Source organism: Microbacterium sp. RURRCA19A (assembly GCF_900156455.1).
Taxonomy (GTDB): domain Bacteria; phylum Actinomycetota; class Actinomycetes; order Actinomycetales; family Microbacteriaceae; genus Microbacterium.
The window spans coordinates 803,934-828,390 of the sequence record NZ_FTNQ01000001.1 but is presented as its reverse complement, the minus strand read 5'-3'; the positions used below and the strand labels follow the sequence as shown (position 1 = coordinate 828,390).

Below are 24,457 nucleotides of genomic sequence, written 5' to 3'. Positions count from 1 at the left end.
GGGCTTCCTTGCTCTGGGTGGGTCTCATTATGTGGGCGCGGGGCGTCTGCCGGAGGCGTTCCCGTGACGATTACGTCATTTCACGGATAGACGGGACGGATCGACCACTTCCGACAATGGCCGCCGGACCCGCCGGGTCCTGTGTTCAACGACGAACCGGGAGAACTCCATGCGCAGAACCGTCCCTCTGGCCGCCACGGCGGCCCTCGCCCTCGCCCTCACCGCCTGTTCGGGTGGCACCGCCACAAGTTCCGCGTCGGGGCCGGTGAAGATCGGCATGGTCGTCCCGCTCACCGGTTTCCTCTCGGCACTCGGCCAGGGGGACAAGGAAGCCGCCGAGCGCGCCGTGGCCGACATCAACGCCGCGGGCGGCATCGACGGACGTCAGGTCCAGCTCACCGTCGTCGACGACAAGGCCGACGTCACCGAATCCGTCAAGCAGTTCAACCAGCTGGCCTCCGACCCGTCGTATTCGGCGATGCTGGCCAGCAGCTTCGTCTCGGCGGCGACCGCGGTCGGCAGCACCGCCCAGTCGGCGAAGATCCCGACCATCGCGCTGAGCCCCGTCGACGCGTTCGCCGACGGCAGCAACCCGTACGCATTCACCTCCCCTCCCGTGCCGGCCGTCTACGCCCGGGCGCTGGTCGATTACTGGGTCGCGCAGGGCGTGAAGACGCTCGCGATCGGATACACCGGCGGTGACCTCTACGGCGGGAACGGCGAGAAGGCGACGGTCGAGTTCGCCGAGAAGGCCGGCATCCAGGTCGTCCTCGACGAGGCGTACGACCAGACATCGACCGACTTCACGCCGCTGATCACGAAGGTGGTCGCCGCGAAGCCGGACGCGTTCGTCGTGTGGGGCGCGGGACCGGCGCCGGTGATCATCACGAAGCAGATCGCGGGCAAGGGCGTCCCGACGTACGTCACCGGGGCGGAGGCGTCCGACCTCTACCTGCAACCCGCCGGCGATGCCGCCGAGGGGGTCGTCGCCGCGGCGACCGTCGCGCTCGCCGGCGACGCACTGCCCGACGGACCTTACAAGAGCAAGGTCATGGCGGTCGTGAAGCCGTGGCAGGACGCCAACAACGGAGCGACGCCCCCGGAGTTCGCCTTCGGCGGCGCGTCGGGCATCGAACTGCTCGCCTCCGCGATCGATCGCGCCGACTCGACCGACCGGCAGAAGATCCGCGACGCGCTCGAGCAGACCGACCTGCTGACCTCGAACGGGCACTACACCTACAGCGCCACCGACCACATGGGCCTGGATGCCACATCCCTGGCGATCTTCCAGGTCGAGGGCGGCAAGTGGGTTCCGACCGACTACGCGACGAAGAAGTTCGCGACCGAGCTGCCCCAGTGAACGACCGCGCATTCTCCGCAGGACTGGAACTGTCGGGTCTGTCACGCCGCTTCGGCGGTGTGTACGCCAACCGGGACGTCTCCTTCACGGTCGCCCCCGGTGAGGTGCGCGGCGTGATCGGGCCGAACGGGGCCGGCAAGTCCACCCTGTTCGGGCTGATCAGCGGCCATGTGCGTCCGCAGGAGGGCCGGGTGCTGCTCGACGGCGAGCGCGTCGATCGACTGCCGCCGCACCGTCGCGCTCGCCGCGGCATCGCGATCGTGTTCCAGGGCGCGCGGCTGTTCCCCGGGATGACGGTCCTCGAGAACGTCGCGGTCGGCGCGCACGCCCGCACGCGGGCGGGGGCCGTGGATGCCGCGCTCCGTCTGCCCCGTCATCGTCGGGAGGAGAGGGAGATCCTGTCCGACGCCCGCGCCGCGCTCGATCGCGTCGGGCTGGCCGACTGGGCCGACCGCGGCGCCGAGCAGCTGCCACTCGGGCAGCAGCGGCGTCTGCAGGTGGCCCGGGCGCTCACCGCTCGACCCCGGGTGCTGCTCCTGGACGAACCCGCGTCGGGCCTGCGCGCCGACGAGCGCCGGGACCTCACCGCGCTCGTCCGCGATCTCCACGCCGACGGAATGACCATCCTGCTCGTCGAGCACGACGTCGCGATGGTGATGTCGCTGGCCGACCGCATCGCCGTGCTGGACCTCGGACGTGTCATCGCCGACGGCACGCCGGAGCAGATCCGCCGCGACCCCGCCGTGGTCGCCGCCTACCTGGGGACGGAGGCCGCCGCATGATGCTCGACGTCGCTGATCTCGTCGTCCGCTACGGCGCGGCGACCGCCCTCGACGGCGTGTCGCTCCGGGTCGAGGAGGGGGAGCTCGTCGCGCTCGTCGGCCCGAACGGGGCGGGCAAGACCTCGCTCGTCAACGCCGTCAGCGGGCTCGTGCGACCCGCCGCGGGCGTCGTCCGCGTGTCCGGGACCGTGGCGCAGGTGCCCGAGGGGCGGCAGATGTTCGGCGACCTCAGCGTCGACGACAACCTGCGCCTCGGGGCCTGGCGTCGCCGTCGGAGGCGGAACACGGATGCCGTGTACGACCTGCTGCCCGACCTGCGGCGTGTGCGCCGCCAACGGGCCGACACGCTCTCGGGCGGGCAGCAGCAGATGGTCGCGGTGGGCCGGGCGCTCATGGCCGAGCCCGACCTGCTCGTCGTGGATGAGCTCTCGCTCGGTCTCGCGCCGCTCATCGCCGCCGATCTGGTCCGCCACCTCGCCGAACTCAACGCCGACCGCGGCACGGCCGTCCTCCTCATCGAGCAGGAGGTCGGATTGGCCTTCGAGCTGTGCTCCCGCGCCTACGTGCTCGACGCCGGGTGCATCGTGGCGGAGGGCCCGACCGCGCGGCTCGCCGCCGCACCCGAGCTGCGCGCCGCGTACCTCGGTGGCTTCGACGGACAGGAGACCCCCGCATGAGCGACCTCGTCACCTACCTGCTCAGCGGCCTTGCGCTCGCCGGGTCGTTCGCTCTCGTGGGGAGCGGCATCGTCGTGGTGTACCGGGTCACGCACGTGCTGAACTTCGCGCAGGGCTCGTTCGTGGTGTTCGGGGCGTTCCTCTCGCAGACCTTCCGGCAGCTGGGCGTCCCGGCGGGACTCGCCGAGCTGGCGGCCGTCGTGGTCGTCGGTCTCATCGGGTTCGTGGTCGGCGCGGTCGCGATCGGGAAGCCGGGAACCCATCCGATGACCTCGCTCCTCATCACGCTCGGCATGTCGCTGGTGTCCGCCGCCGTCATCATCGCGGTGTGGGGGCAGAACCCCGTCTCGCCACCGGGGCTCACGGGCACGATCGACGTGCTCGGGGCGACCATCGAGGTCCAGCGCCTGCTCGTGCTCGTCGTCGCCGTCGTCGCGCTGGCGGCGCTGAGTCTGCTGTTCACGCGGACCGACATCGGCCGCGCCCTCACCGCCGCGGCATCCAACCCGCGCGCCGCGCACCTCGTGGGTATCGACACGCGCGTGATGGGACTGCTGTCCTTCACGATCGCGGGCGTGCTCGGCGGCCTCGCGGGAGTGCTCATCGCCCCGACGACGGCCGTGTCGGTCACCTCCGATCTGCCGTTCGTGCTCAGCGCGCTGGCCGCGGCCGTGTTCGGAGGACTGCGGAATCCGTGGATGACGTTCGTCGGCGCCGTCGTGCTGGGGGTCACCGGGCAACTCGTCGCCGGGTACGCCAACGGCTCGTACCAAACCCAGATCGCGCTGATCATGATGCTCGCGCTGATGATCGCCCGGTCGCGTTCGTTCACCGCCGAGGAGGCGAAATGACCCGCATCGTCATCATCCTGGTCGCCGCGGCAGCCGCCGTGGCCCCGCTCCTGCTGGTCGATCAGACCTTCTTCGTGCAGACCGCGCTCGCCGCGATCGTGGTCACGGGCCTGTCGCTGTTCATGGGGTACGCCGGCCAGGCCTCCCTCGGGCAGGGGGCGTTCGTCGCCGTGGGCGGTCTCACCGTCGCCGTCGGCACCGTCTCCCTCGGCATCCCGCCGCTGGTCGCGCTCGTGCTGGCGCCCGTGCTCGGCGCAGCGGCCGCGGCGCTCGTGGGGTGGCCGCTCCTGCGACTGCGCGGCCACTACCTCGCGTTCGGTTCGCTCGCCGTCCTGCTGATCATCCAGACCGTCATGGCCACCGTCCCGCTGTTCGGCGCGGGCGTCGGGATCTTCGGCGTCCCACCGCTGTCGGTGGGCGGCCTGATCGTGACCGATCAGCGCGTGTACTCCTACCTCGCCCTGGCGGGGCTGGCCCTCGCGCTGGTCGTGTGTCGCAACCTCGTCCGCTCGCGCTTCGGGCGCGGCATCCGGGCCCTCGCCGGCAGCGAGTCGGCGGCGGCGTCGAGCGGTGTCCCGGTGCTGCGCAGCAAGCTCACGGTGTTCGCCGTCGCGGGGGCGTTCGCGGGGTTCGCCGGTGCGCTCGGCGCGTTCTTCACGCCGTACGTGAGCCAGGACACCTTTCCGCCCTTCGTGTCGTTCGGGTACGTGGTGATGGCGGTCGTCGGCGGCCTCGGCTCGGTCTGGGGCGGAGTCGTCGGAACGCTGGCGTTGAGCCTGTGGCTGCAGGTGCTCAGCACCCTCAGCGCGACGCCCGGGATGCCGGCGGCAGCGGGGCCGATCCTGCAGTACGCGGGCTACGGCGTCGTGCTCGTGCTGTTCCTGCTCTTCGTCCCGCGGGGGATCGTGCCGACCGTCGCGGGACGCTGGGCGGCGCTGCGGGCGACGGGTCCGCGCGTGCGGGGCGGGGGTGAGCCACGGGCAGCGGGAAGCCGCGCCCGGTGGGGGCGGTCCGGAGAGCCGGTCCGGGCGGATCGAGCCGAGAGGGACTAGTCCGAGGATGCCGATCCCGGCGCAACGGGCCTCTTCTGCCAGGGCCAGCGGCCCGTGATCTCCAGCTCGAGCGACCAGCTCAGGAACGTGCGGATGACGATGATCGCCGCCAGCACGCCGACGCTCGCGAGCGTGGGAGTCACCGCGACGGTGCGGATGATGTCGGCGGCGACCAGGAGCTCCAGGCCGAGCAGGATGGAGCGCCCGAGGAATCGGCGGAAGCGGACGTACGTGTCGGGTTCCCGCCGGAGCGCGCGCGGGACCGCGAGGACGATGGCGGCGATCACCCCGATCACGATCGCCGCGACGCCCACGGCATCCACTGACTTGCCGATGCCTTCGATGATCTCCGAGAAGCCCATGGGGCGATTCTCGTCGCGGTCGTCGGTTTCGGCACACGTCTCCCGCAACGGCGCGCCGGGCCACGGAACCGCGTCCCGGGGATCAGCGCGGCAGCACGCGGGCGAGGTGGTCCGCGAGTTCCTCGCCGACGTCGACGGCAGAGCGGTCGTAGAGCCACTGGATCTGCAGCCCGTCCCAGAGCGCGATGAGCCATGCGGCCTCGAAGGCGGGGTCGCGGTCGGGTGCGAGGTCGCCGTCGGCCTGCGCCGTGCGGAAGAGATCGGTCGTGGCGTCCAGGAGGTGCCGGTACCGCGCGATGAAGTACGGTCGCGCGGGGTGTTCCGCGGCCGACGCCTCGCAGGACAGCACGGCATGCACCTCGATGAGGCCGGGTGAGCGTTCGGCGTTGCGACGCGCCGTGTCGGCGAAGGCGCGCAGCGCGTCGGCGGCCGAGGCCACCTCGTCGCCACCCGCCTGGCCGATGGAGCGGTCGCGGGCGACCAGCACCTCGATCAGCAGCGTCTCCTTGGTGGGGTAGTGGTGGAACAGGGTCGACTTCGACACTCCCACCCGCTGGGCGACGTCGTTCATGCTCGTGGCGCCGTAGCCGCGTTCGGCGTACAGCCGTGTCGCGTCGGCGACGATCCGTGCCCGGCGCGCGCGTCCGGACGCATATCCCGCGCGGGTGTCGGGCGGATCGGGGGGAGTGAGGGCCACCGGCCGGCGGGCGTCTCGGGGGGTGCGGCGGTCGAACGCGGGGAGCGGGTGCTGCAACCGCTCGCCGGCCTCGCGGAGGGCGGCGATCACCGAGACCCGGTCGGGGGTGAGCAGCTCGAGCAGCTGCAACCCGTCCCACGCGGCCGGGTACTGCACGGCGAGGCGGTCCGGGTCGTGGTCGGCGTGGACGTCGCCGGCGGCCTGCGCCGCGCGGAACTGCGCTGCCGACGCCGCACGTACGTCGGCGTACCTCTTCCGCATGTGGGCGTGGGCGGGATGCCGCGTCGCCGTGGCCTCGCCCGCGAGAGCCGTGAAGGTCGCGAGGTACCCCGGCTGGACGCGGTGGTGCTCGGCGATGCGCGCGGCCGCCGGCATCGAGAGGCCTCCGGCGTCGGCCCACGCGGCGGTCTCGGTCTCGTAGCGGTCCACGACGGCGAGGAGGATCTCGTCCTTCGAAGCGAAGTGGCGCCGCAGCCCCGGGTGGGTGATCCCCGCGGCCTGCGCGATGTCGCGGAGCGACGCGGTGCGGAAACCCTGGCTGGCGAAGAGTGTCGTCGCGGCGTCGATGATCGCCTCGCGGGTCCGGAGCCCGCGCGCCGAGGGCGCTCCCACCGTCATGTCGTCAGGGTAGCAATCAGCGAATTCATTGTTACCAGTCGGTCGGGTTTGCGTGTATCGTCGGCGACGCGCAGACGCGCGGCGCGGCTGCGCCCGGTGAAAGGACACCCGATGACAGAGCTGTCACCTCCCTCGAGCGCCGCGTCCGACGGGATCGCTCGTCCCTGGCTGGATGCGACCCTGCCGATCGACGACCGGGTCGAGCTGCTGCTGGCCGAGATGAGCCTGCCCGAGAAGGCCGGTCTGTTCTTCCACGCGATGATCGCGATGGGCGACGGCGGCGCCCTCGCCGAGGCCGATCCGCGGTTCGGGCTGCCCTCGACGCACGACTACGTGGTCGATCGCCACATGTCCCACTTCAACCTGCTGACCTCCGACGCCGACGCGCGCTCGATGGCCGTCTGGCACAACCGCCTGCAGGAGCTGGCGGCATCCACTCGTCTCGGTATCCCCGTGACCCTCTCGACGGACCCTCGGCACTCGTTCTCCGAGAACCCCGGTGCGGCTCTCCGGGCCGGCGCGTTCTCGCAGTGGCCCGAACCGATGGGACTCGCCGCGACGCGGGACGCCGATCTGGTGCGCCGATTCGGTGACATCGCCCGGCAGGAGTACCTCGCGTGCGGGTTCCGCGTCGCCCTGCACCCCCAGGTGGATCTCGCCACCGAACCCCGCTGGGCGCGGCAGGTGCAGACCTTCGGCGAAGACGCCGACCTCACCGCCGAACTCGGATCCGCCTACGTGCGCGGCTTCCAGGGCGAGTCGTTCGGCTCCGCGTCGGTGTCGACGATGGTCAAGCACTTCCCGGGCGGCGGTCCGCAGAAGGACGGCGAAGATCCGCACTTCGCCTACGGGCGCGAGCAGGTGTACCCGGGCGACGGGTTCGAGCTGCACCTGAAGCCTTTCGCCGCCGTGTTCGCGGCGGGCGCCCGCCAGGTCATGCCCTATTACGGGATGCCGGTCGGCACCGAGTACGAGGAGGTCGGCTTCGGATTCAACCGCTCGGTGCTCACGGGGCTGCTCCGCGAGCGCTTCGGATTCGACGGCATCGTGTGCACCGACTGGGGACTGGTCACGGATGCCGACATCGCCGGCGACCCGTTCCCGGCCCGGGCGTGGGGCGTCGAGCATCTGACGCGCGCCGAGCGGATGGAGAAGATCCTCGACGCCGGGGCCGACCAGTTCGGCGGCGAAGCGTGCGTCGACCTCCTCGTCGAGCTGGTCTTCGACGGCGTCATCCCCGAGGAGCGGCTGGACGTGTCGGCGCGTCGACTGCTGCGGGAGAAGTTCGCCCTCGGGCTGTTCGAGAACCCGTACGTCGACGTCGATGCCGCGGAGCGGATCGTCGGCGCTCCCGAGTTCCGCGCGGCCGCCGATCATGCGCAGCGCGCGTCGATCACGCTCCTGAGCAACGACGGCGTGCTGCCGCTGCGCGCGGGCGCCGCGGTCTACGCCGAGGGGATCCCCGGCGACGAGATCGTGGCCTGGGGAGGCCGGCCGGTCGACGACCCGGCCGTCGCGGACGTCGCGGTCGTGCGCCTGCACGCGCCGTACGAGGTGCGCGGGACGACGTTCGAGAACTTCTTCCACGCCGGATCGTTGGAGTTCCCGGATGCCACGCGGGCGCACATCGCCGAACTGTCCGCCGTGGTGCCCACCGTCGTCGACGTGCTCCTCGATCGCCCCGCGATCCTCGAACCCCTCGTGAGGAGTGCGTCGGCGGTGACCGCCAACTGGGGGGCGAGTCCGGCGGCTCTGCTCGACGTCCTCGACGGCACCTTCCCCGCGCGCGGGCGCCTGCCCTTCGACGTGCCGCGCAGTACCGCGGCCGTCGAGGCATCCCGACCCGACGTACCGTTCGACACCGCGGATCCTCTTTTCCGCTTCGGGCACGGCCTCACGCTCTGAGGCGCCGGGGTCCGGCGCGCGCTCACGGCCTCGTACGATCGAAGGATCGCCCGCGTACCCCGGAGGACCCATGCCCGAACTGAGCAAGGACACCACCGTCTGCATCTCCCTGGCCGGCCGTCCCTCGAACATCGGAACCCGCTTCCACAACTTCCTCTACGCCGAACTCGGACTGGATTTCCTCTACAAGGCGTTCACGACGACCGATATCGCCGGAGCGATCGCCGGGGTCCGCGCGCTCGGCATCCGCGGCTGTTCGGTGTCGATGCCGTTCAAAGAGGCGGTGATCCCACTGGTCGATCACATCGAACACTCGGCGGCGGCGATCGGGTCGGTCAACACGATCGTGAACGACGGGGGAGAGCTCACGGCTTCGAACACCGACTACGAGGCGATCGCGAGTCTGATCGAGAGCCACCGCCTCGACCCCGCGGCATCCGTCCTCGTGCGGGGGTCGGGCGGCATGGCCAAGGCCGTGGTCGCGGCCTTCCACGGCGCGGGATTCCGCGACCTCACGGTCGTCGCCCGCAACGCCGAGGCGGGGCCCGCGCTCGCCGAGACGTACGGCTTCCGCTGGGTCCCCGGGGATCCGCCGCCCGGCGGCGACATCGTCGTCAACGTCACGCCGCTCGGCATGAACGGAACGGATGCCGGTGCCCTGGCGTTCTCCCCGGGGCACATCGCCGCAGCGACCACTGTGTTCGACGTCGTCGCCTTCCCCGCCGAGACCCCGCTCATCCGCGCGGCGCGGGAGGCCGGACGTGACGTCATCACGGGCGCCGAGGTGATCGCCCTGCAGGCGGCCGGCCAGTTCGCGCGGTACACCGGCGTGACCCCCACACCGGATCAGGTCGCGAGGGCGTCCGCGCATTCGCGCGCGTGAAACGACGGTGGGGTCCCGCAGTCCCGCGGGGCCCCACCGTCGCGCCCGTCACTCGTAGCGCAGCGACTCCACCGGGTCGGCTCGTGCGGCACGCGCCGCGGGGAGACTTCCGGCGAGGAACGCGATCGCCATGATGACCAGCGACGTCACGACGATCGACACGGGGTCGAAGGCGATCAGCTGCAGCCCCGGTAGGTCGCTGAACAACGTCCGCGTGAGCCCCGCGCTCACGGGGACGCCGACCGCGATCGCCACGACCGCGCCGAGAACGCTGCCCAAGAGCCCCAGCACCACCGCCTCGAGACTGAACAGCGAGAACACGCGCCCGCTCCCCATCCCCATCGCCTTCATGAGGCCGATCTCCCGGGTCCGCTCCTGCACCGACATCAGCAGCGTGTTGACGATGCCGAAGCTCGCCGCGAGCAGGGCGATGACCGCGAACGCGTTCAGCACCAGCACGATGCCGTTGATGACGGCCTGGAACGTGCCGAGCTGATCGGCGACGGTGCGGCCGGTGTATCCCGCATCCGTCAGCGACGACTTGACCGCGTCGATCTGCGCCGGTGTCGCCGAGGACGACACCGTGACGCTGGCGGTTGCGTAGCGGTCGAGCTCGTCCTGCGGCACGCCGGTGTTCTGGGCCGTGTACAGGGCGTCCTGAAGGGGGGTGTTGGTCGTCAGGCTGGTCGTCCCGGTGAAGGCCGCCTCGGTGACCCCCGTGACCGTGGCCTCGACGAGGTGCTGCGTCCGCAGCGGATCGGTCACGGCGATCGTGACGGTCTTCCCCACGGCGTCGTTGTCGTCCGTGAAGCCGAGGGGAGTGACCAGCGCGGAGGGCAGAGCCACTTCGAGCGCGTCGGTGGCGTCGTCGGGCGCGACGCCGACCGCCAGCTGCGGAGTCTGTCCGCCGATGAGGCCGCCCGCTGAGGCGACGTACCGGTCGCCGCCGTCGTACTGCACGAAGTCGATCGTCGCCGCGCGGACGGGGGTCACGCTCTCGACACCGTCGATGCCCTCGAGCGTCGTGATGTCGGCGTCGGTCAGGGCCGACACGGAGTTCGACGTCCCCGGGCGGCCGGGGTTCGTCTGCGCCGCCGCGATGGCATCCGGGTCGTACTTCTGCGGGTCCGTGGACGTCGCGTCGTTCGTGGACGTCTTCGACACCGTCAGCACGTTCGAGGCACCGATCGAGGACACCGTGCTGTCGATGAACCGGTTGATGCCGGTGCCGAGCCCGTTGGTCAGGGTGAGGGTGAACGCACCGACGAAGATGGCGAGCACGGTCAGGATCGTGCGCGTCTTCGAGCGGAACGTGTTCGAGAACGCCGTGGCGATCAGGTCCGTGGTCTTCATGCTGCGCGCCCCTCCTCGGCGACGATCACGCCGTCGCGGATCTGGACGCGGCGGTCGCACCGCGACGCCAGATCGTCGTCGTGCGTCACGACGATGAGCGTGATGCCGTGCTCGCGATTCAGGCGGAAGAGGATGTCCTCCACGACCGCTCCCGTCTGGGAGTCGAGGTTGCCGGTCGGTTCGTCGGCGAAGATCACCTGCGGGTCGTTGACGAGAGCGCGGGCGATGACCGCGCGCTGCTTCTGGCCGCCGGAGAGCGCCGTCGCCTTGTTCTTCGCCTTGTCCTGCATGTCCAGTTCGGTCAGTGCGGCGAGACCGCGGCGCTTGCGTTCGGCGCGGCCCACCCCGGCGATCTTGAGCGGCAGGACCACGTTGTCCAGCACCGAGGCGTTGGGGGTGAGGAAGAACTGCTGGAAGACGAAACCGAACGTCTTGTTGCGCGTGCGGTTGAGGCGACGGCCGCGGAGGGTGGCGGCATCCGTTCCGTCGAGGGCGACCGTGCCGGTCGTCGGGGCGTCCATCAGGGCGAGCAGGTGCATGAGGGTGGACTTGCCGGACCCGCTCTTGCCGACGATGGCGATGCTCTCCCCGCGACGGATGTCGAGCGAGACGCCGCGAAGGGCGTCGAAGCGGGCGGAACCACGGCCGTACGACTTGTGCAGGTCGACGGCCGAGAGGAGGGGCGGTGGGGTGTCGGGTGTCATGGTCCCACCCTCGCCGGACTCACCCTCGGGCGCCTCCCGCGGGTGGGGTGGATGCCTACCCCTCCCGGGGGATCCCGGTCTGCCCCGGGACGGCGATGGTCCCGCGGCCCGCGGACCGTCAGACTGGGACGATGCCACCCCTCCCGACGATCGACACGGCGCCGCACCTGCTGCCGTCGGTTCCCCGGTGGGTCCGCGACGTCGTCGTCGCGGTGCTCGTGATCGTGCCCGCGTTCGCTCCCGTGCCGTTCCCCGAACTGCGCCCGTCGAGTCCGTTCGTGTACGTGCTCGCCGTCCTGCCCGCGGCCGTCCTGCCGTTCCGACGCCGCTGGCCCCGCTCGGCGCTCGCGGCGTGCATCGGGCTCTACGTCGCCGCCCTCGTCCTCGGCACCCTGTCCCCGGGTGCCGCGCTCGCCGTGGTGATCGCCGCGTTCGGCGTGCCCGACCGGCTGGACCGCCGCGCCGCGGCGCCGGTCAGCATCGCCGCGGTCGGCGTCGTGGTCGCGTCGAGCATCGTCGTCGAACTCACGACGGGGATGGACACGCGGTTCCTGCAGATCGGGCTCTCGGTCGCGCTCGCCGGGGCTATCGGGGATGCCACGCGCTCACGCCGCGCCTACGTCGTCGCCGTGATCGAGCGCGCCCGCCGGGCGGAGCAGACGCGCGAGGCCGAGGCGAGCCGCCGCGTGACCGAGGAACGGCTGCGCATCGCGCGCGACCTCCACGACGCCGTCGCGCACCAGATCTCGGTCATCAGCCTCAACGCCGGCGTCGCATCGTCGGCGCTGGAGACCCGGCCGGAGCGGGCGCGGGAGGCGCTCGCCACGATCCGCACCGCGTCGCGCGACGTGCTGGGGGAGATCGGTTCGATGCTGACGATCCTGCGGACCCCGGACGAGGTCGGGATCCGGGAGCAGCCGGGGCTGGCCCGTCTGGCGGACGTCGTGGAGTCGGTTCGCGTCGCGGGCTGGGACGTCGTCGTCCGGGACGAGAGGGACGGGGAACCGGTGCCGCTCGGCGTCGACATCGTGGCGTACCGCGTGGTGCAGGAGGGGCTCACCAACGCCCTCAAGCACGGGACGGCCCGCCGCGTCCATGTGCTGCTGAGACGGGACGGCGACGACCTCGAAGTGGTCGTGACCAATCCCCTCGACCGCATTCCGCCCGACCCCGAGCTGCCGCCGTCGGGCTTCGGCCTGGTCGGGCTGCGCGAACGCGTCGAATCCGTCGGCGGTGCGCTCGAGGCCGGTCCCGCCCCCGGTGGCTTCCGCCTCGCCGCACGCCTTCCCCTCACGCCCCCGGCGGCCGGGGGCCGCGCGTCCTCCGGAGGTGCCGCATGACCCGGGTGCTCGTCGTCGACGACCAGGCGCTGATCCGCTCCGCCGTCCGCGACCTCCTCGACGCGGCGCCCGGCATCGACGTCGTCGGGGAGGCCGCCGACGGCGAGGCGGCGGTCGACCTCGCCCGCCGGCTTCGACCGGACGTGGTCGTCTGCGACATCCGGATGCCGAGGATGGACGGCATCGAAGCCACCGGGCTCATCTGCGGCGACCCCGACCTCGCCGCCACGCACGTGCTCATCCTGACGACGTTCGAGGAGGACGACTACGTCGTCGCGGCGCTCCGCGCGGGGGCGAGCGGCTTCATCGGGAAGGGCGCCGAGCCCGACGACATCGTGCACGCGGTCCACGCGGTGCACGAGGGCGGTGCGTTGCTGTCGCCCGCGGCCACGCGCGCGATGATCGAACGGTACGTGCGGGGCGCGGCATCCGATCCTCCCCGTCCCTCGCCGGCGCTCGACGTCCTCACCGACCGGGAGCGGGAGGTGCTGAGGCTCGTCGGGCGTGGGCGCTCCAACGACGAGATCGCCGCCGACCTGTTCATCTCCCCGCACACGGCCAAGACGCACGTGAAGAACACGATGATCAAGCTCGGCGCCCACGACCGCGCGCAGTTGGTGATCGTGGCGTACGAGAGCGGACTGGTGCAGCCGGGACGGTGAGCGGTCGGGCCGGTGTGCCGACGCCGGACTCGGCGTTCCCGCGACCGTCGCGAGCCGCCGTCAGACGATGCCGCCGATCATGGCGTCTCGTCGCAGCTGCGCGTGCGTCGCGTGGAACTTGCCGTCGGCCGTCCACCAGGCCTCGTGTCCGGCCGCATCCGGATGCTGCTCGACGACGGCCGGCCAGTGCGCCTTGATGTCCTTGAGGTAGTAGCGGATCTCTCCGCCGATCGTGCGCTTCTCGACCTTGTCGGAGGCGTCCAGCTGTTCCGGGGTGGGCTCGCTCATGGCGTCAGTTTAGGGTCGGAAGGTGCCGTCGGGCCCGGACGCCGGTGCCACGGTTCCGCCGAGCTCGGCCGGCGCCGCGGGCTCCTCACCGGAGGCGCAGGAGCAGGCGCGCGGTGAGGTAGCGGGCGCGGCCCCGCGGGGACAGCGGGTCGTACCCGAGCGTGCGCGTCCACGCGTCGTGACGGGACTGCAACGTGCTGTGGTGCAGCGCGAGGACGGTCGCGGCGGCGCGGATGCTCTCGCTGTCCACGACGACGTCGAGTGCGTCGAGGGTGCGCGCGTCGAGTGTCGCGAGCCTCTCGACGTCCGGATGCGGCGGGGAATCCCGCTCGTGCGCGCGAGCCACCAGGATGAGCGCCCCGAGATCGTCGGTGTCGACCAGGGGATGCCGTTCGTCGGTCAGGCGCAGGGCGAGGAGCGCGTCGGCGGCGGCGCGCGGCACGTCCTCGAGGCCCGCGGCCGTGCTCACCCCGGCGGGGCCGTGCGTCGGCATCGCGTCCCCGAGGCCCACCCACACCGCTCCCTGCCCGGTCGCGAGCACCGTGGCCGGGCCGGCGAAGGACGGCGGCCCGGGCGGCGGAGCGGCGATCACCCGCACCGGAACCGTGAGCTTGAGGCGCTGAGCGGCTCCCTGCCGATCCACCCACGAGGCATCCGGATCGATGACGCGGTCCACCGCACTGGTGGTGGGGAGGCTGCGCGTCTCGATGATGGCCAGGGCCAACCGGGCGCGATCGAGGATCATCGCGTCGTTGATCGTGGGATCGTCCGCACGCTCGAACCACACGCCCGCGGCGGCCAAGGGCTCGTCGGGCGCGTCGGCCTCGGAGACACGTCGACCGTCCGCGTCGACCCGGACCACCTTTCCGCGCACCCGTGCCGCCGCGGTCGTCTGCCCGAGGATCGCCGCCCCCCGCACGATCGCCTCGGCCCCGCAGCCACCGGCGACGAGCGAGTCGAAGTAGTCGATGATCTTCACCGACTCGCTCGCCGCAGGGTCGAGGACCGTCAGTCGCCCGAGCAGTTCCCGCATGCGCTCACCTTACGTCGCGATGGCGGTCAGCCCCAGATGCGCCGGATCCACCGATTGCGGGCCTCGACCGCATCCTGGGACAGCGTCGCCTGCGGCGCGAGGCCGTCGAACGCGTGGAAACCGCCGGGCCAGACGTGCAGTTCGGCGACCCCGCCGGCGGCCCAGATGGCGGAGGCGTACGCGACGTCTTCGTCTCGGAAGACCTCGGCCGTGCCGCAGTCGATGAACGCGGGAGGAAGGTTCGACAGGTCGGTCGCGCGCGCCGGTGCGGCGTAGATCGACACGTCGTCGGTGCCTTTCCGCTCGCCGAGGAGGGACGTCCAGCCCAGCACGTTGCTGCCGCGGTCCCATACGCCCAGCCCGTCGATCTGGTGAGTGGAGTGCGTCGCGTCGCGGTCGTCCAGCATCGGGCACTGCAGGAGTTGAGCGGCGAGATGAGGGCCGCCGCGATCACGGGCGAGCAGCGAGACGCCCGCGGCCAGGCCTCCGCCGGCGCTCGCGCCCCCGATGATCAGACGATCGGCTTCGATGCCGAGGTCGTCGGCGTGCGCGGCCGTCCATCGCAGCGCGGCGTAGCAGTCCTCGACCGGGTAGGGGTCGGGGAACTCCGGTGCCAGGCGGTACTCGACGGTCACCATGACGGCGTTGTACCGGTGCAGCCACTCGGCGAAGCCGAGCGCGCCGGTGAACCGGTCGCCGATGATCATGCCGCCGCCGTGGGTGTGGAAGATGCCGGGTCCGCGCCCCGTCCGCCCGACGGCCTGCACGATCGAGACGACGATGTCGGCTTCCTCGTAGCCGGGGATCGTGACGTCGCGGGATTCCAACCCGGCTTCGGCCAGTTGCTCCGCGATGGTCGGCATCCCGGGGAGGCCTCCGGCCCGCAGGGCCGGGATCATCTCGGCGGTGAGCGTGGGCGGCATCATCGCGCTGAGGACCTCGAGCATCGGGGCGAGCTCGGGGTCGAAGGGCGGCCGGATCGACGGGTCGAGTGTGGTCATCGGTGACTCCTTCGTCGGGAACGCGACGGTGCGTTCTTCTCGATTCTCGGTCCGGGGATCACCGGACGCCGCCGCCGGATGGCGGGCTTTTCCCGCATTCCCTCCGGCACGCGGCGGCACACGGCGGTGCCCCCGCGACCGTGCGGCCTCAGTCGACCGCGCGTTCCATGCCGCGCGCGCGGATCTCCTCGATGTCGAGGTCGGCGAGGATCCGCCGGGCGACGAGGTCGTCGATGGTGCCCTCACGGCGCAGACGGAGCAGCACCTCGCGCTTGCGGTCGAGGATCGCCAACCGCAGGCGCGTCGCCTCCTTGTGGCGCAGGATCGGGGACCGCTGCGTGAGATCGACGTCGTCGCTCACGGCGATCATCTCCAACTGCCCGGCGGGCCTGCGACCGTCGTCCTCGGCGTCGGACCCGGGCGGGATCGGACCCATGCGGGATGCGGCGTCGTCGTCGCCGGCATCCATCTCGTCGTCGTCGGCGCGATCGCGCTCCTCGGCAGCGCGCTGGCGTGCCACGGCCCGGGCGTTCGCGAGTTCGAGGCGCTCGTAGCCCTCCTGGCGGGCCCTGTCCTTCACCACCGCGCTGATGCCGTGCTCGGCCGCGAGGTCGTCGAGCGCGAGGAGGGCCGCCCCCGAGATCGCCCGCTGCGCGAGTTCGAATTCCTCCACCGCGGCGTCGTCGGTCGGGAGCTTCGCCCACCGGATGACGGCCGGCAGCAGAGGTCCCTGCACGAGGAGGGTCAGAACGATGACGCCGGCGGTGACGAAGACCACCGCGTCGCGTCCGGCGACGGGGGAGCCGTCGGCCGTGGTGAGCGGAACCGACAGGGCGATCGCGAGCGACACCGCCCCGCGGAACCCGGCGACGGTGCTGACCACCCGGGAGCGATGTCGCAGCGAGCGCGACGAGGTCGTGCCCGGGCGCGAGAACGGGGAGAAGAACCACTGGAACAGGTACCGCACGACCGCGAGGACGATCCACGCCGCGACCGTGATGAGCAACAGGATGCCGATCTCGGACGGGGAGATCTCATGCAGCACCAGCTGGATCTCGAGTCCGATGAGCACGAACAGCGCGCCGTTGAGCAGGTAGACGCCGAAGGGCCAGGTGGCATCCGCGGCCCTTCGCGACATGGCCGTCGTGATGCGTGGCGCGATCCACGCGACGATGAGCCCCGCGAACACCACGGCGAGGACGCCCGAGGCGTGGGCGACCTCCGCCACCAGGAACGCCACGAACGGGACGAGGGCGAGGGTCAGGTTGATCGTGAGGGTCGACTCCATGCGGCGGAGCGCCAGGTACGCCAGCGCGGCGACCGCCACGCCGGCGGCGGCGCCACCGACGTACGACAGCACCACCATCCCGGTGATCTGCCACGGCGTCACCTGGTCGCCGATGAGGAGCGACACCGCGATCGAGTACAGCACGAGGGCGGTGCCGTCGTTGGTGAGGCTCTCGGCCTTCAACTTCATGAACGTGCGTTCGGGGAGGAGCCGTCCGAGCGCAGCGACGGCGGTGGCGTCCGGGGGAGCGACCGCCGCGCCGAGCACCAGCGCGGCCTCCCACGGCACGCCCATCCACGTCGCGACTCCGGCCACGGCGAACGCGGATGCCACGACCAGCAGCGTGCTCATCGGGATGATGTAGCGCAGCGAACGCCGCACCGACCGTACCGACGTGGTCCACGCCTCGCGGAACAGCAGGACCGGGAGGAACAGCAGCAGCACCGTCTCGGGCGGCAGTTCGATCTGCCGCAGCTCCGGGACGAAGCCCAGGGCCAGGCCGATCACGAGCAGCACGAGCGGGGTCGCCACGCGGAGTCGCGGGGCCAGCACCGTCCCGACGAGCATCGCGAGACCGAGCAGAACCGTGACCTCGAGTCCTTGCATCCCCTGCCGCCTTTCCCGCGCCCTCAGCACACAGCGTAGAGAAGGCTGCGGGCATTCCCGAGGCCGCGTTCGCTCCGGGCGATCCGAGCCGGGTGGGCGGTGGTCACCCCGGCGGCGGGCCACGCGCGTGCCGCGCAGCGTCAGCGATTCGCGCGATGTCGGTCGGCGGGGCGCGGATGCCGCTGATGTGGGGTGGATCGCTGAGGTTGCGCAACGTCCGCGAATGCCACGGGCTGTCGGGTGGCACCTTTCAAAACCGTGGCTGCTAAGCAATTCTGGTCCAATGATCCGAGAATCGCCCTCAAATCTTTCTATCCCAAGTCCAATCGATCTTGATTGGACGCTCGTGGCGCTCCTCGAGTGGATCGGCGCCGAGGACCGCCGGTGTCACGACGCGCAGCTCCGCGACCTGCTGGAGGCCATCGACCCCGGCGCCCCGGTCCGCTCCTTCGGGGTGGTCGTTCTGGTACGTTCGCTCGCGGCGCGTGTCATGGCCGAGCCGACGCTGGGCGCGCGGAGGATCCGTGACGTTCTCGGGATCCCGTTCGAGCCGGGCGTGGAGGCGGATCGCGTCCTCGTCGCGGTGTGAACGCTCGAGCGCACACGGAGCCGAATGCGGCCCGTCGGTAGAGTGCTGCGCATGGATCCCGCGTCGCCCGCTCCGGTCGTACGGGCTCCGCGCGGACTCTCCCGCGGGTCGCGTGCGGTGATCGCGATCCTCGCTGTCGGAGTGGGGGTGCCCCTCTTCCTCGGCGTCTGGATCGGCGGCATCCTTCTGCTCGACGCGGCGGGGATCGCCGTCGACCCGGATCAGGTGCTCCGGTGGCTCCTCGCCGGGTTCGCCGGCCTGGTGCTCTGGCCGGTGGTCCTGCACCGCGTCCGTCGCGAGCTCTGGCGCCGCGATCACGGGGAGCCGGCCCCGAAGCCGACGCCCGGCGACGCGGCGCTGCGCATCGGCGTGCTCATCGTCGGGGCGATCGCGATCATCGGGGTCGCCGGCCCGCGCGACGTCATCGCCACCGCGACGATGGCCTGGCAGGCCGTGTCGATCGGGCGGCGCGAGGATGGCCTGCTGCTCCAGCTGGCCGGCGTCCTGCTGATCCTGCTGCTCGCGGCGCCGGCGCTCATCGTGACGCACCGCGCCCTGAAGCGGCTCGGACCGGGGCACCCGTCCCGCGCGCGGTGGCAGGAGCGGCAGACCTGGTACTTCTCGGCGTCCCTCGCGTGGGTGGCCGCGCTCGGTGTCGCCCTCGTGCTCTCGTTCGCCGCGCTCGTGACGCTCTGACGAGGTCGCGCGGGGCTGCGCTTCTCCGCCCGGCACCTCGCTCGGCGGCGGCCTCAGCCCGGCAGCGCCACCTTCGCCTTCGCCCACGACCGGCCGCGGGTGTCCTTGAGGATGTCGTACTCGACGTCGACGTGCGGTTCGATCGCGCTGTACTTGTCGTTCGGGGCGCCGATGACCAGCTGGAACCCGAGCCCGCGCCACGCGCCGATCGCGCGCTTGGTGAAGTGCGCATCGGCCTTGATCAGCGCCTCGTCGAGGAACACCGGGGCGTAGCGCGGACGCTCGGCGCCGGCATCCCCCAGCTGGTACCGCAGGGCGGCGCCGACGATGAACGCGATGAGCTCCTGCGACTCGCCCCCCGACTTCTCGCCGATGTGGTCGTACAGGGCGACGTGCTCGCCGGTCGAGGCGCGGAACCGCTCGGCGCTGACCCGCACGTGGTTGCGGACGTCGATGAGGTCGGCGAAGTCGGGGGCGGTGGGACGGATGCGCCCGATGAGCCGCGCCATCCGTCCGTAGACGGCTTCGCGTTCCTCATCGCCGGAGGCCGCGTCGATCGCCGCGCGCACGTCGCGGAGTTCGCGACGGAACCGTCGTCGCACCTCGGACTGGCTCTCGCGCGGCACGATCTGCAGACGGTGGTCGTCGTCGTAGAACGGCAGGTCGCGCATGATGTCGTTGATCGGCGCGATGCGGTCGCGGATCTCGCGCAGGGCGCGCGTGAGCGACGCGTCGAGGTTCGTGAGGTCGTTGCCCGAGAGGCGCAGCAGGCTGTCGCGCCACTCGGCCTCCAGCTCGTGCAGTCCGCTGGCCTCGAGATCGCCGAGCATGCGCTCGAAGTCGCCGAGCGATTCGTCCGGGTCGGCCAGCAGGTTCGGGCTCGGCCAGCGGTCGATGAACGCCGTGAGCGTGCGGCGCAGGCTCTCGCGCTGCTCGCCCCACGTCTCCTGTGCGACGCGCTGGTCCTCGAGCAGCCGCTTGGATGCCGATTCCAGCGCGGCGTCGAAGCGGGCGAGACGCTGCGACGGTGACGCCGCTCCGTCGGCAGGCGCGACGAACAGCGCGTCGAGGTACGCGGCCTCGTCGTCGGTCAGGAAGAGCCCCGCGTCCTCGGCATCCTCGAGCCGCACGTGGGCGGCATCCACCTCGTCGGTCACCTCTGCCCAGCGGGCGGCGAGACGCTGCTGCTCCGCCTTGGCGCTGCCGATCTCCTCGCGCAGGCGCGCGGCCCGGGCCCGCGTCCCCGAGATCTGCTCCTGCAGTTCGGCGATGCGCGGGTTGCCCGCGGTGATCTCGGCGATCGTCTCGTTCCAGCGCTCGATCTCGCGCTCGACGGATGCCGTGTCCACCTGGTCCCAGGTGAGGTCGGCGATCTTCTCGAACGCGCTCCGGCGGTCGTCGAACGCGTCGAGGGCCGTCGCCGCCTCGTCGACGGCGGCCTTCGCGCGGTCGAGGTCGCGGCGGACGCCGGCGATCTCCTCGCCGAGCTCGGTCATACGCACGCGGCTGGAGAACCCGAGGATGCTCTGCCGCACCGATCCGCCGTGCGCGCCACGGGACCCCTGGCTCGTCTGCCCCGCGATCGTGAGCGCGAGACGATGCTGCGACAGTTCGCGGGCGGTGTCGACGCACACGAACGCGAACTGCTGCTCGAGGCGGTCCTGCAGCCACCCGGTGAAGGGGGAGGGGCGGTAGTCCAGCCGGCCGGGGAGCGTCGCCGGGTCGAGGCCCGGGCGGTCGGGGAGACCCGTCGTCACGCCCTCGAAGCGCAGACGCTCCGACAACCGAACGCCGTCGATGGCGGCACGGAAGGATGCCAGGTGCGCGGCATCCACGAGGAGAGTGGTCGCGAAACCGCCGAGTGCGAGCGTGAACGCCCCACGCCACGGCTCGTACTCGGTGCGGACGTCGACGAGCTCGGCGACGAACGGCAGCTCGGCCGCGCTGAGACCCGCCGCTTCCGCCAGGGCCTCCCGTGCTTCGTGCAGGCGCGGAGGGATGTTGTCGTCGCGCGTCTGGGTGCGTCGGTGGTCGGCTTCGAGGGTCGCGAGCTGCTGGCGCAGGGCCGTGTGCCTGCTGCTCGCAGCGACGAACGCGTCGCGCACGGCGGTCTTGGCATCCGTGTCCGCGAGGGTGCGGCGGGCGTCGTCGGCGACCGCGTCGAACTGCTTCACGCCCGACACCTCGGTTCCGAGCACCGCGAGCGCGGCGTCGAACCGGTCGCGGTCGCGCTGCATGCCCGCGCGTCGGCGTTCCAGCCCGCGGAGCTCGCGCTGGGCGGCGTCCAGCCGGTCGCCGCCGGCCGCGCGCAGCACGTCGCCGAGACCGTCGCGCTCGGCCTCGGCCGCGTCGGCGAGCGCCTGGCGTTCGCGCACCAGGGCATCGGTGGCGTGGGTGCGCTCGCGCAGTTCGTCTTCCACGGCGCCGAGCAGGTCGATGCGGCGCTGCGCCCGCCACAGCGACGCGCGCGAGGCGGGATCGGCGAAACGCCCGATCGCGTCGATGATCCGGACGCGTTCGGCGGCGTCGTCGATGCGGGTCTTGATGGTGCGGATCGGCTGCAGCGCCCGCACCTGCTGGCGCGCTTCGAGCATGCGCGTGCGGGTGCTCTCGAGCCCGTCGAAGTGGGCCACCACGGCTTCGGCCGTCGCGAGCGTCTCGGGCTCCTCCAGCACCATGCGCTTGTACAGATCGTCGACGGTGGTGATCTGCTGGCCGGCCTGGATACGGGCGAGCAGGCTCATGGCCTTCGTGCCGGCGCCGGCCGCACCGATGCCCAGCACGGCGTGCAGACGCGCGGAGAATTCCCGGTCGGTCGCGAGGGTGTCGAGCCCGGTCGCCCGGACCGCGGAGTCGGAGAGGTGCTGGGATGCCGCGCGCTCGAGCCCGCGGAGGTCGAAGGCGCCGTGGATGGTGCCGCGCACCTTCACGGCGTCGTCGAGCACGCGGGCGGCCGCGGGGATGTACCACGCGCGCACAGCGGTGAAGCGGGCTCCGTCGTGGTCGACCCAGGTCATCGCGATCGCGGTCCAGGTGTCGACGCCGTCGCCGCGCAGCACACGCACCTTCGTGCCCTCGTCGGTGCGCGACTCGTCGAGCTTGCCGCGGCCGTAGGAGAGGATGTTGCGCTGCTCCTGCCCGCGCGGGCGGCCGACGACCGCGCCGTTGGAGGCGCCGTTGAACGGGGTCGTGTGCGGCATCATGAGCGCGACGTAGGCGTCCATGAGCGTCGACTTGCCCGACCCCGATCCGCCGCACAGGAGCGTCGCGGTGGGGGCGAAGCGCACGCGGTGTTCGCCGTCGTAGCCGCCCCAGTTGATCAGCTGCAGTTCTTCGGCGACCCACTGCTGTCCGCGCGACGCGGCCGGGATCAGGCCGAAGAGAGTCTCGAGCATCGTCATGCGGGGAGATCCTCCTCGGAGATTTCGGACGGAGCGGATGCCGGGGGGTCGGGGTTCGCGGGGACCTCGGTGTCCGTGGCATCCGTCTGCTCGTCCAGCCAGCGCTGCAGATCGCGCAGCACCTCGGCGCTCAGCACGATCTCGATGAGCGGCCCGATGCGGTAGCGCCCCTCGGACTCCTCCTCGATGATGCCCTCGCGGTCCAGGCGCGCGATCGCGGTGCGCACGGCCCGCTGCTGGCTCGCGCGCGTGCCGTCGGATTCGGCGAAGTACGTCAGCACGGTCTGCTCGACCTCTTCGACGTCGACGCGGGCGGACGGTGCCCCGGCGGTCGTCTCGCGCTGGAAGACGGTACGCAGGTACACCAGCACCAGCGTCTCGGCCCGCGAGTACGCCTCGTCCTTGAGCAGGATCGGCACGTCCACCTCGTCGCTGCGCACCTGCTCCTTGTACGCGACCCCGCGGTCGTGGTCGATGACGAGGCGAACGAACAGGTCGTTCAGGCGCGACTCGATCATCTGCTGGTGCTCCAGCAGCAGCGTCCACTCGGCGGGGGAGTTCTCGGCGAGCAGGAACCGGCGCTGGAGGATCCGCACGAGGACGCGGCGCACATCGGCATCCAGGATGCCGCGGTCTCCGGCGAACAGTGCGTCGGGGTCGTTCTCCATCGCGACGGGGGAGATGAACACAGGGGAGTCGGCCTCGGGTTCCGACAGGTCCACGTCAGTCATCGTCCCTGCTTTCCGTGAGGTTTCGTGCGGTGACCGCCGTGAAAGCGAACCGGCGGGTCGTACCGTCGGGGCGGACCGCCTCGACGATGGAGATGTCATCGCCCTCTTCGAGCTCGCGGCGGTGGGCGATCTCCAGCAGCCCCACGAGATCGACGGGGCGGCGGGTCTGCTCCTCGGCGCCGGCGAAGGCCTCGGCGAGGTCGAAGGCGTCGCCGAGAGTCTCGACGTAGCGTTCCAGTTCGGCGTAGTGCGGGCCGCCCCATGCGCGGGTGTCGGCGTCGACGAACTCCACGTCCGGGGCCTCGGATGCCAGCGGCTCGGGCGCTCCGGGCGGCCGGACGTCGCTCAGCGAACGGCGGAGGTGCCCGATGTCGGCGAGCGGCAGCGTGCGCACGGGCTCGACGCGGCCCGGGGCCTTCATCTGGCTCCAGCGGTGCAGCCCCGCCATGACCGAGCGCAGCAGGTCGTCGACCTGCCGGTCGCGGATCGGGTCGTGCGTCTTCACCTGCACCGTGATGACGTGCGACGCGCGCCGCTGTGCCGTGAGCACCTCGAGCACACCCGCCTCGACGCGTCGGGCGATGGCATCCAGTTCTCCGCGCTGCTCGGGGGTCATCATCCGGGCGAAGGGCTGGGTGAGCACGGCGTGCAGCTGTTCGGTGAGGTCGTCGATGTGCTCGGGGTCGCCGATCAGGCGCAGCGCCCCCTGGAACGCGCGTCCCTCGGGCGTCGCCTGCATGACGTGGCGACCGCGCTCCAGGTACTCGCGCAGCACGTCGCCCGTGGGGCGGGCGTCGCGCCGCAGCTCCGCGACCACGTCGCGCTGCATCGCCACGATCGACTCCGCGACGCGGGAGAAGTCGGCGGGCAGCTCGCGGGCGAGGTGGATGACGTTCTCCGCCTCCTCCAGCAGGTGCTCGTCGTCGGGCGGCTCGACGATGCCCTCGTCGAGCGCCGCGATCTCGGCGTCCAGCGCCGCCCGCTCGGCGAGCAGGGCCTCGCGGCGCCGCTCGGGGTCGGTCTCGGCGTCGCGCGCGAGACGTTCGACGGCGTCGAGAAGCGTCCTTACGCGCGAGCGGGACACCCGCGCCCGACCGCCGCCGGCCCGCCCCGCGATCTCGAGGGCGCCGACCGCGTGGGCGGAGAGCCGGTACACCTCGACGTCGTCCTCGATCTGCAGGCTCAACCAGCCCACCCGCACCCAGCCGCGGCAGATGTCGCGCGCGGAGCCGGCCGGGATGCGCCGGTCGTCCTCGGTGTCGTACCCCGCGGCGCGCAGTTCGTCCATCGCCTCGGCGACCTCGACGTGCGCGTCGGCGACCGCGACCGCGGGACGGTCCGGCGAGAACACGTTCGACAGCACGGCCACGACGAACGGTGCGAACCGCCCGTGCAGCAGGTCGAGCATCGGGTTCTTGAACGCCGTGACCGAGCGCAGGTAAGCGGCTTCGGCGCGGGTGGTGGTCACTGGCTCGAGTCTACCGGCGGGGCGGGGGAGCCCCGAGTCGCGGCCGGCGTCAGCTGCAGCGCCGCGGATCGTGTGCCGAACTCCGGAGAAATCCGGCGTACGCGCCGATT

The 24,457-nt window shown here is 71.8% G+C and carries 22 protein-coding genes; 11 read left to right on the top strand and 11 right to left on the bottom strand.

Going from position 1 to position 24,457, the window contains the following annotated elements; translation table 11 throughout:
- The first annotated feature begins 169 nt into the window (after positions 1 to 169).
- From BW982_RS04010 to BW982_RS03990, 5 genes are read left to right on the top strand one after another with little or no spacing between them, the layout of a single operon-like run.
- Entirely contained in the window at positions 170 to 1,360 is a 1,191-nt protein-coding gene (locus BW982_RS04010; protein WP_076490766.1) for an ABC transporter substrate-binding protein, read from the top strand.
- Positions 1,357 to 2,142, top strand: a complete 786-nt coding sequence (locus BW982_RS04005) for an ABC transporter ATP-binding protein (protein ID WP_076490765.1) — start codon at positions 1,357 to 1,359, stop codon at positions 2,140 to 2,142. Before BW982_RS04010 ends, BW982_RS04005 begins: the two co-directional genes overlap by 4 nt.
- A complete protein-coding gene (locus tag BW982_RS04000) occupies positions 2,139 to 2,819 on the top strand; it encodes an ABC transporter ATP-binding protein (protein WP_083696499.1) in 681 nt (226 codons plus the stop codon). The genes BW982_RS04005 and BW982_RS04000 overlap by 4 nt, the downstream gene beginning before the upstream one ends.
- The gene (locus BW982_RS03995; RefSeq protein WP_076490764.1) at positions 2,816 to 3,670 is read left to right on the top strand and encodes a branched-chain amino acid ABC transporter permease; all 855 of its coding nucleotides are present in this window, start codon (positions 2,816 to 2,818) and stop codon (positions 3,668 to 3,670) included. The genes BW982_RS04000 and BW982_RS03995 overlap by 4 nt, the downstream gene beginning before the upstream one ends.
- On the top strand, positions 3,667 to 4,722 hold the full coding sequence (locus BW982_RS03990) for a branched-chain amino acid ABC transporter permease (RefSeq protein ID WP_076490763.1): 1,056 nt from the start codon (positions 3,667 to 3,669) through the stop codon (positions 4,720 to 4,722). The genes BW982_RS03995 and BW982_RS03990 overlap by 4 nt, the downstream gene beginning before the upstream one ends.
- Here BW982_RS03990 and BW982_RS03985 read toward each other — a convergent pair.
- Positions 4,719 to 5,084, bottom strand: coding sequence for a DUF1622 domain-containing protein (locus BW982_RS03985; RefSeq protein ID WP_076490762.1), 366 nt, complete (start codon positions 5,082 to 5,084; stop codon positions 4,719 to 4,721). The genes BW982_RS03990 and BW982_RS03985 overlap by 4 nt on opposite strands.
- An 82-nt stretch (positions 5,085 to 5,166) precedes the next feature.
- A complete protein-coding gene (locus BW982_RS03980; protein ID WP_076490761.1) occupies positions 5,167 to 6,399 on the bottom strand; it encodes a TetR/AcrR family transcriptional regulator in 1,233 nt (410 codons plus the stop codon).
- Between the two features lie 111 nt (positions 6,400 to 6,510).
- On the opposite strand from BW982_RS03980, the gene BW982_RS03975 reads away from it, so the two are divergent.
- Positions 6,511 to 8,304 (top strand): glycoside hydrolase family 3 protein, encoded by a 1,794-nt coding sequence (locus BW982_RS03975; RefSeq protein WP_076490760.1) that lies wholly within the window; start codon positions 6,511 to 6,513, stop codon positions 8,302 to 8,304.
- Positions 8,305 to 8,374: 70 nt separating this feature from the next.
- A complete protein-coding gene (locus BW982_RS03970) occupies positions 8,375 to 9,187 on the top strand; it encodes a shikimate 5-dehydrogenase (RefSeq protein WP_076490759.1) in 813 nt (270 codons plus the stop codon).
- Positions 9,188 to 9,235: 48 nt separating this feature from the next.
- On the opposite strand, the gene BW982_RS03965 is transcribed toward BW982_RS03970, so the two are convergent.
- Both BW982_RS03965 and BW982_RS03960 read right to left on the bottom strand, forming a co-directional pair.
- Positions 9,236 to 10,540 carry an ABC transporter permease gene (locus tag BW982_RS03965; protein WP_076490758.1) on the bottom strand — a complete coding sequence of 435 codons (1,305 nt, stop codon included), beginning with the start codon at positions 10,538 to 10,540 and terminating at the stop codon, positions 9,236 to 9,238.
- Positions 10,537 to 11,244 (bottom strand): ABC transporter ATP-binding protein, encoded by a 708-nt coding sequence (locus BW982_RS03960; protein ID WP_076490757.1) that lies wholly within the window; start codon positions 11,242 to 11,244, stop codon positions 10,537 to 10,539. The genes BW982_RS03965 and BW982_RS03960 overlap by 4 nt, the downstream gene beginning before the upstream one ends.
- A gap of 131 nt (positions 11,245 to 11,375) precedes the next feature.
- Between BW982_RS03960 and BW982_RS03955 the strand changes: the two genes are divergently transcribed.
- Both BW982_RS03955 and BW982_RS03950 read left to right on the top strand, forming a co-directional pair.
- Positions 11,376 to 12,584 carry an ATP-binding protein gene (locus BW982_RS03955; RefSeq protein ID WP_076490756.1) on the top strand — a complete coding sequence of 403 codons (1,209 nt, stop codon included), beginning with the start codon at positions 11,376 to 11,378 and terminating at the stop codon, positions 12,582 to 12,584.
- A complete protein-coding gene (locus BW982_RS03950; RefSeq protein WP_076490755.1) occupies positions 12,581 to 13,246 on the top strand; it encodes a response regulator transcription factor in 666 nt (221 codons plus the stop codon). The genes BW982_RS03955 and BW982_RS03950 overlap by 4 nt, the downstream gene beginning before the upstream one ends.
- Before the next feature lie 60 nt (positions 13,247 to 13,306).
- On the opposite strand, the gene BW982_RS03945 is transcribed toward BW982_RS03950, so the two are convergent.
- From BW982_RS03945 to BW982_RS03930, 4 genes are all read right to left on the bottom strand, one after another.
- The gene (locus BW982_RS03945; RefSeq protein WP_076490754.1) at positions 13,307 to 13,534 is read right to left on the bottom strand and encodes a hypothetical protein; all 228 of its coding nucleotides are present in this window, start codon (positions 13,532 to 13,534) and stop codon (positions 13,307 to 13,309) included.
- Positions 13,535 to 13,619: 85 nt separating this feature from the next.
- Positions 13,620 to 14,567, bottom strand: a complete 948-nt coding sequence (locus tag BW982_RS03940) for a hypothetical protein (RefSeq protein ID WP_076490753.1) — start codon at positions 14,565 to 14,567, stop codon at positions 13,620 to 13,622.
- Positions 14,568 to 14,593: 26 nt separating this feature from the next.
- A complete protein-coding gene (locus BW982_RS03935) occupies positions 14,594 to 15,568 on the bottom strand; it encodes an alpha/beta hydrolase (RefSeq protein ID WP_076490752.1) in 975 nt (324 codons plus the stop codon).
- Positions 15,569 to 15,716: 148 nt separating this feature from the next.
- Positions 15,717 to 17,462, bottom strand: a complete 1,746-nt coding sequence (locus BW982_RS03930) for a Na+/H+ antiporter (protein WP_076490751.1) — start codon at positions 17,460 to 17,462, stop codon at positions 15,717 to 15,719.
- Positions 17,463 to 17,808: 346 nt separating this feature from the next.
- Between BW982_RS03930 and BW982_RS03925 the strand changes: the two genes are divergently transcribed.
- Together BW982_RS03925 and BW982_RS03920 are read left to right on the top strand one after the other, a co-directional pair.
- A complete protein-coding gene (locus tag BW982_RS03925; protein WP_076490750.1) occupies positions 17,809 to 18,051 on the top strand; it encodes a hypothetical protein in 243 nt (80 codons plus the stop codon).
- Between the two features lie 51 nt (positions 18,052 to 18,102).
- Complete coding sequence (locus tag BW982_RS03920; RefSeq protein ID WP_076490749.1) at positions 18,103 to 18,747, top strand: hypothetical protein; 645 nt, start codon at positions 18,103 to 18,105, stop codon at positions 18,745 to 18,747.
- Positions 18,748 to 18,800: 53 nt separating this feature from the next.
- Here the strand turns inward: BW982_RS03920 and BW982_RS03915 are convergent, their stop codons facing one another.
- The 3 genes from BW982_RS03915 to BW982_RS03905 are packed head-to-tail and all read right to left on the bottom strand — an operon-like array spanning position 18,801 to position 24,347.
- Entirely contained in the window at positions 18,801 to 22,148 is a 3,348-nt protein-coding gene (locus BW982_RS03915; protein WP_076490748.1) for an ATP-binding protein, read from the bottom strand.
- Positions 22,145 to 22,879, bottom strand: a complete 735-nt coding sequence (locus BW982_RS03910) for a DUF4194 domain-containing protein (protein ID WP_076490747.1) — start codon at positions 22,877 to 22,879, stop codon at positions 22,145 to 22,147. The genes BW982_RS03915 and BW982_RS03910 overlap by 4 nt, the downstream gene beginning before the upstream one ends.
- Positions 22,872 to 24,347 carry a DUF3375 domain-containing protein gene (locus BW982_RS03905; RefSeq protein WP_076490746.1) on the bottom strand — a complete coding sequence of 492 codons (1,476 nt, stop codon included), beginning with the start codon at positions 24,345 to 24,347 and terminating at the stop codon, positions 22,872 to 22,874. Before BW982_RS03905 ends, BW982_RS03910 begins: the two co-directional genes overlap by 8 nt.
- Positions 24,348 to 24,457: the final 110 nt, after the last annotated feature.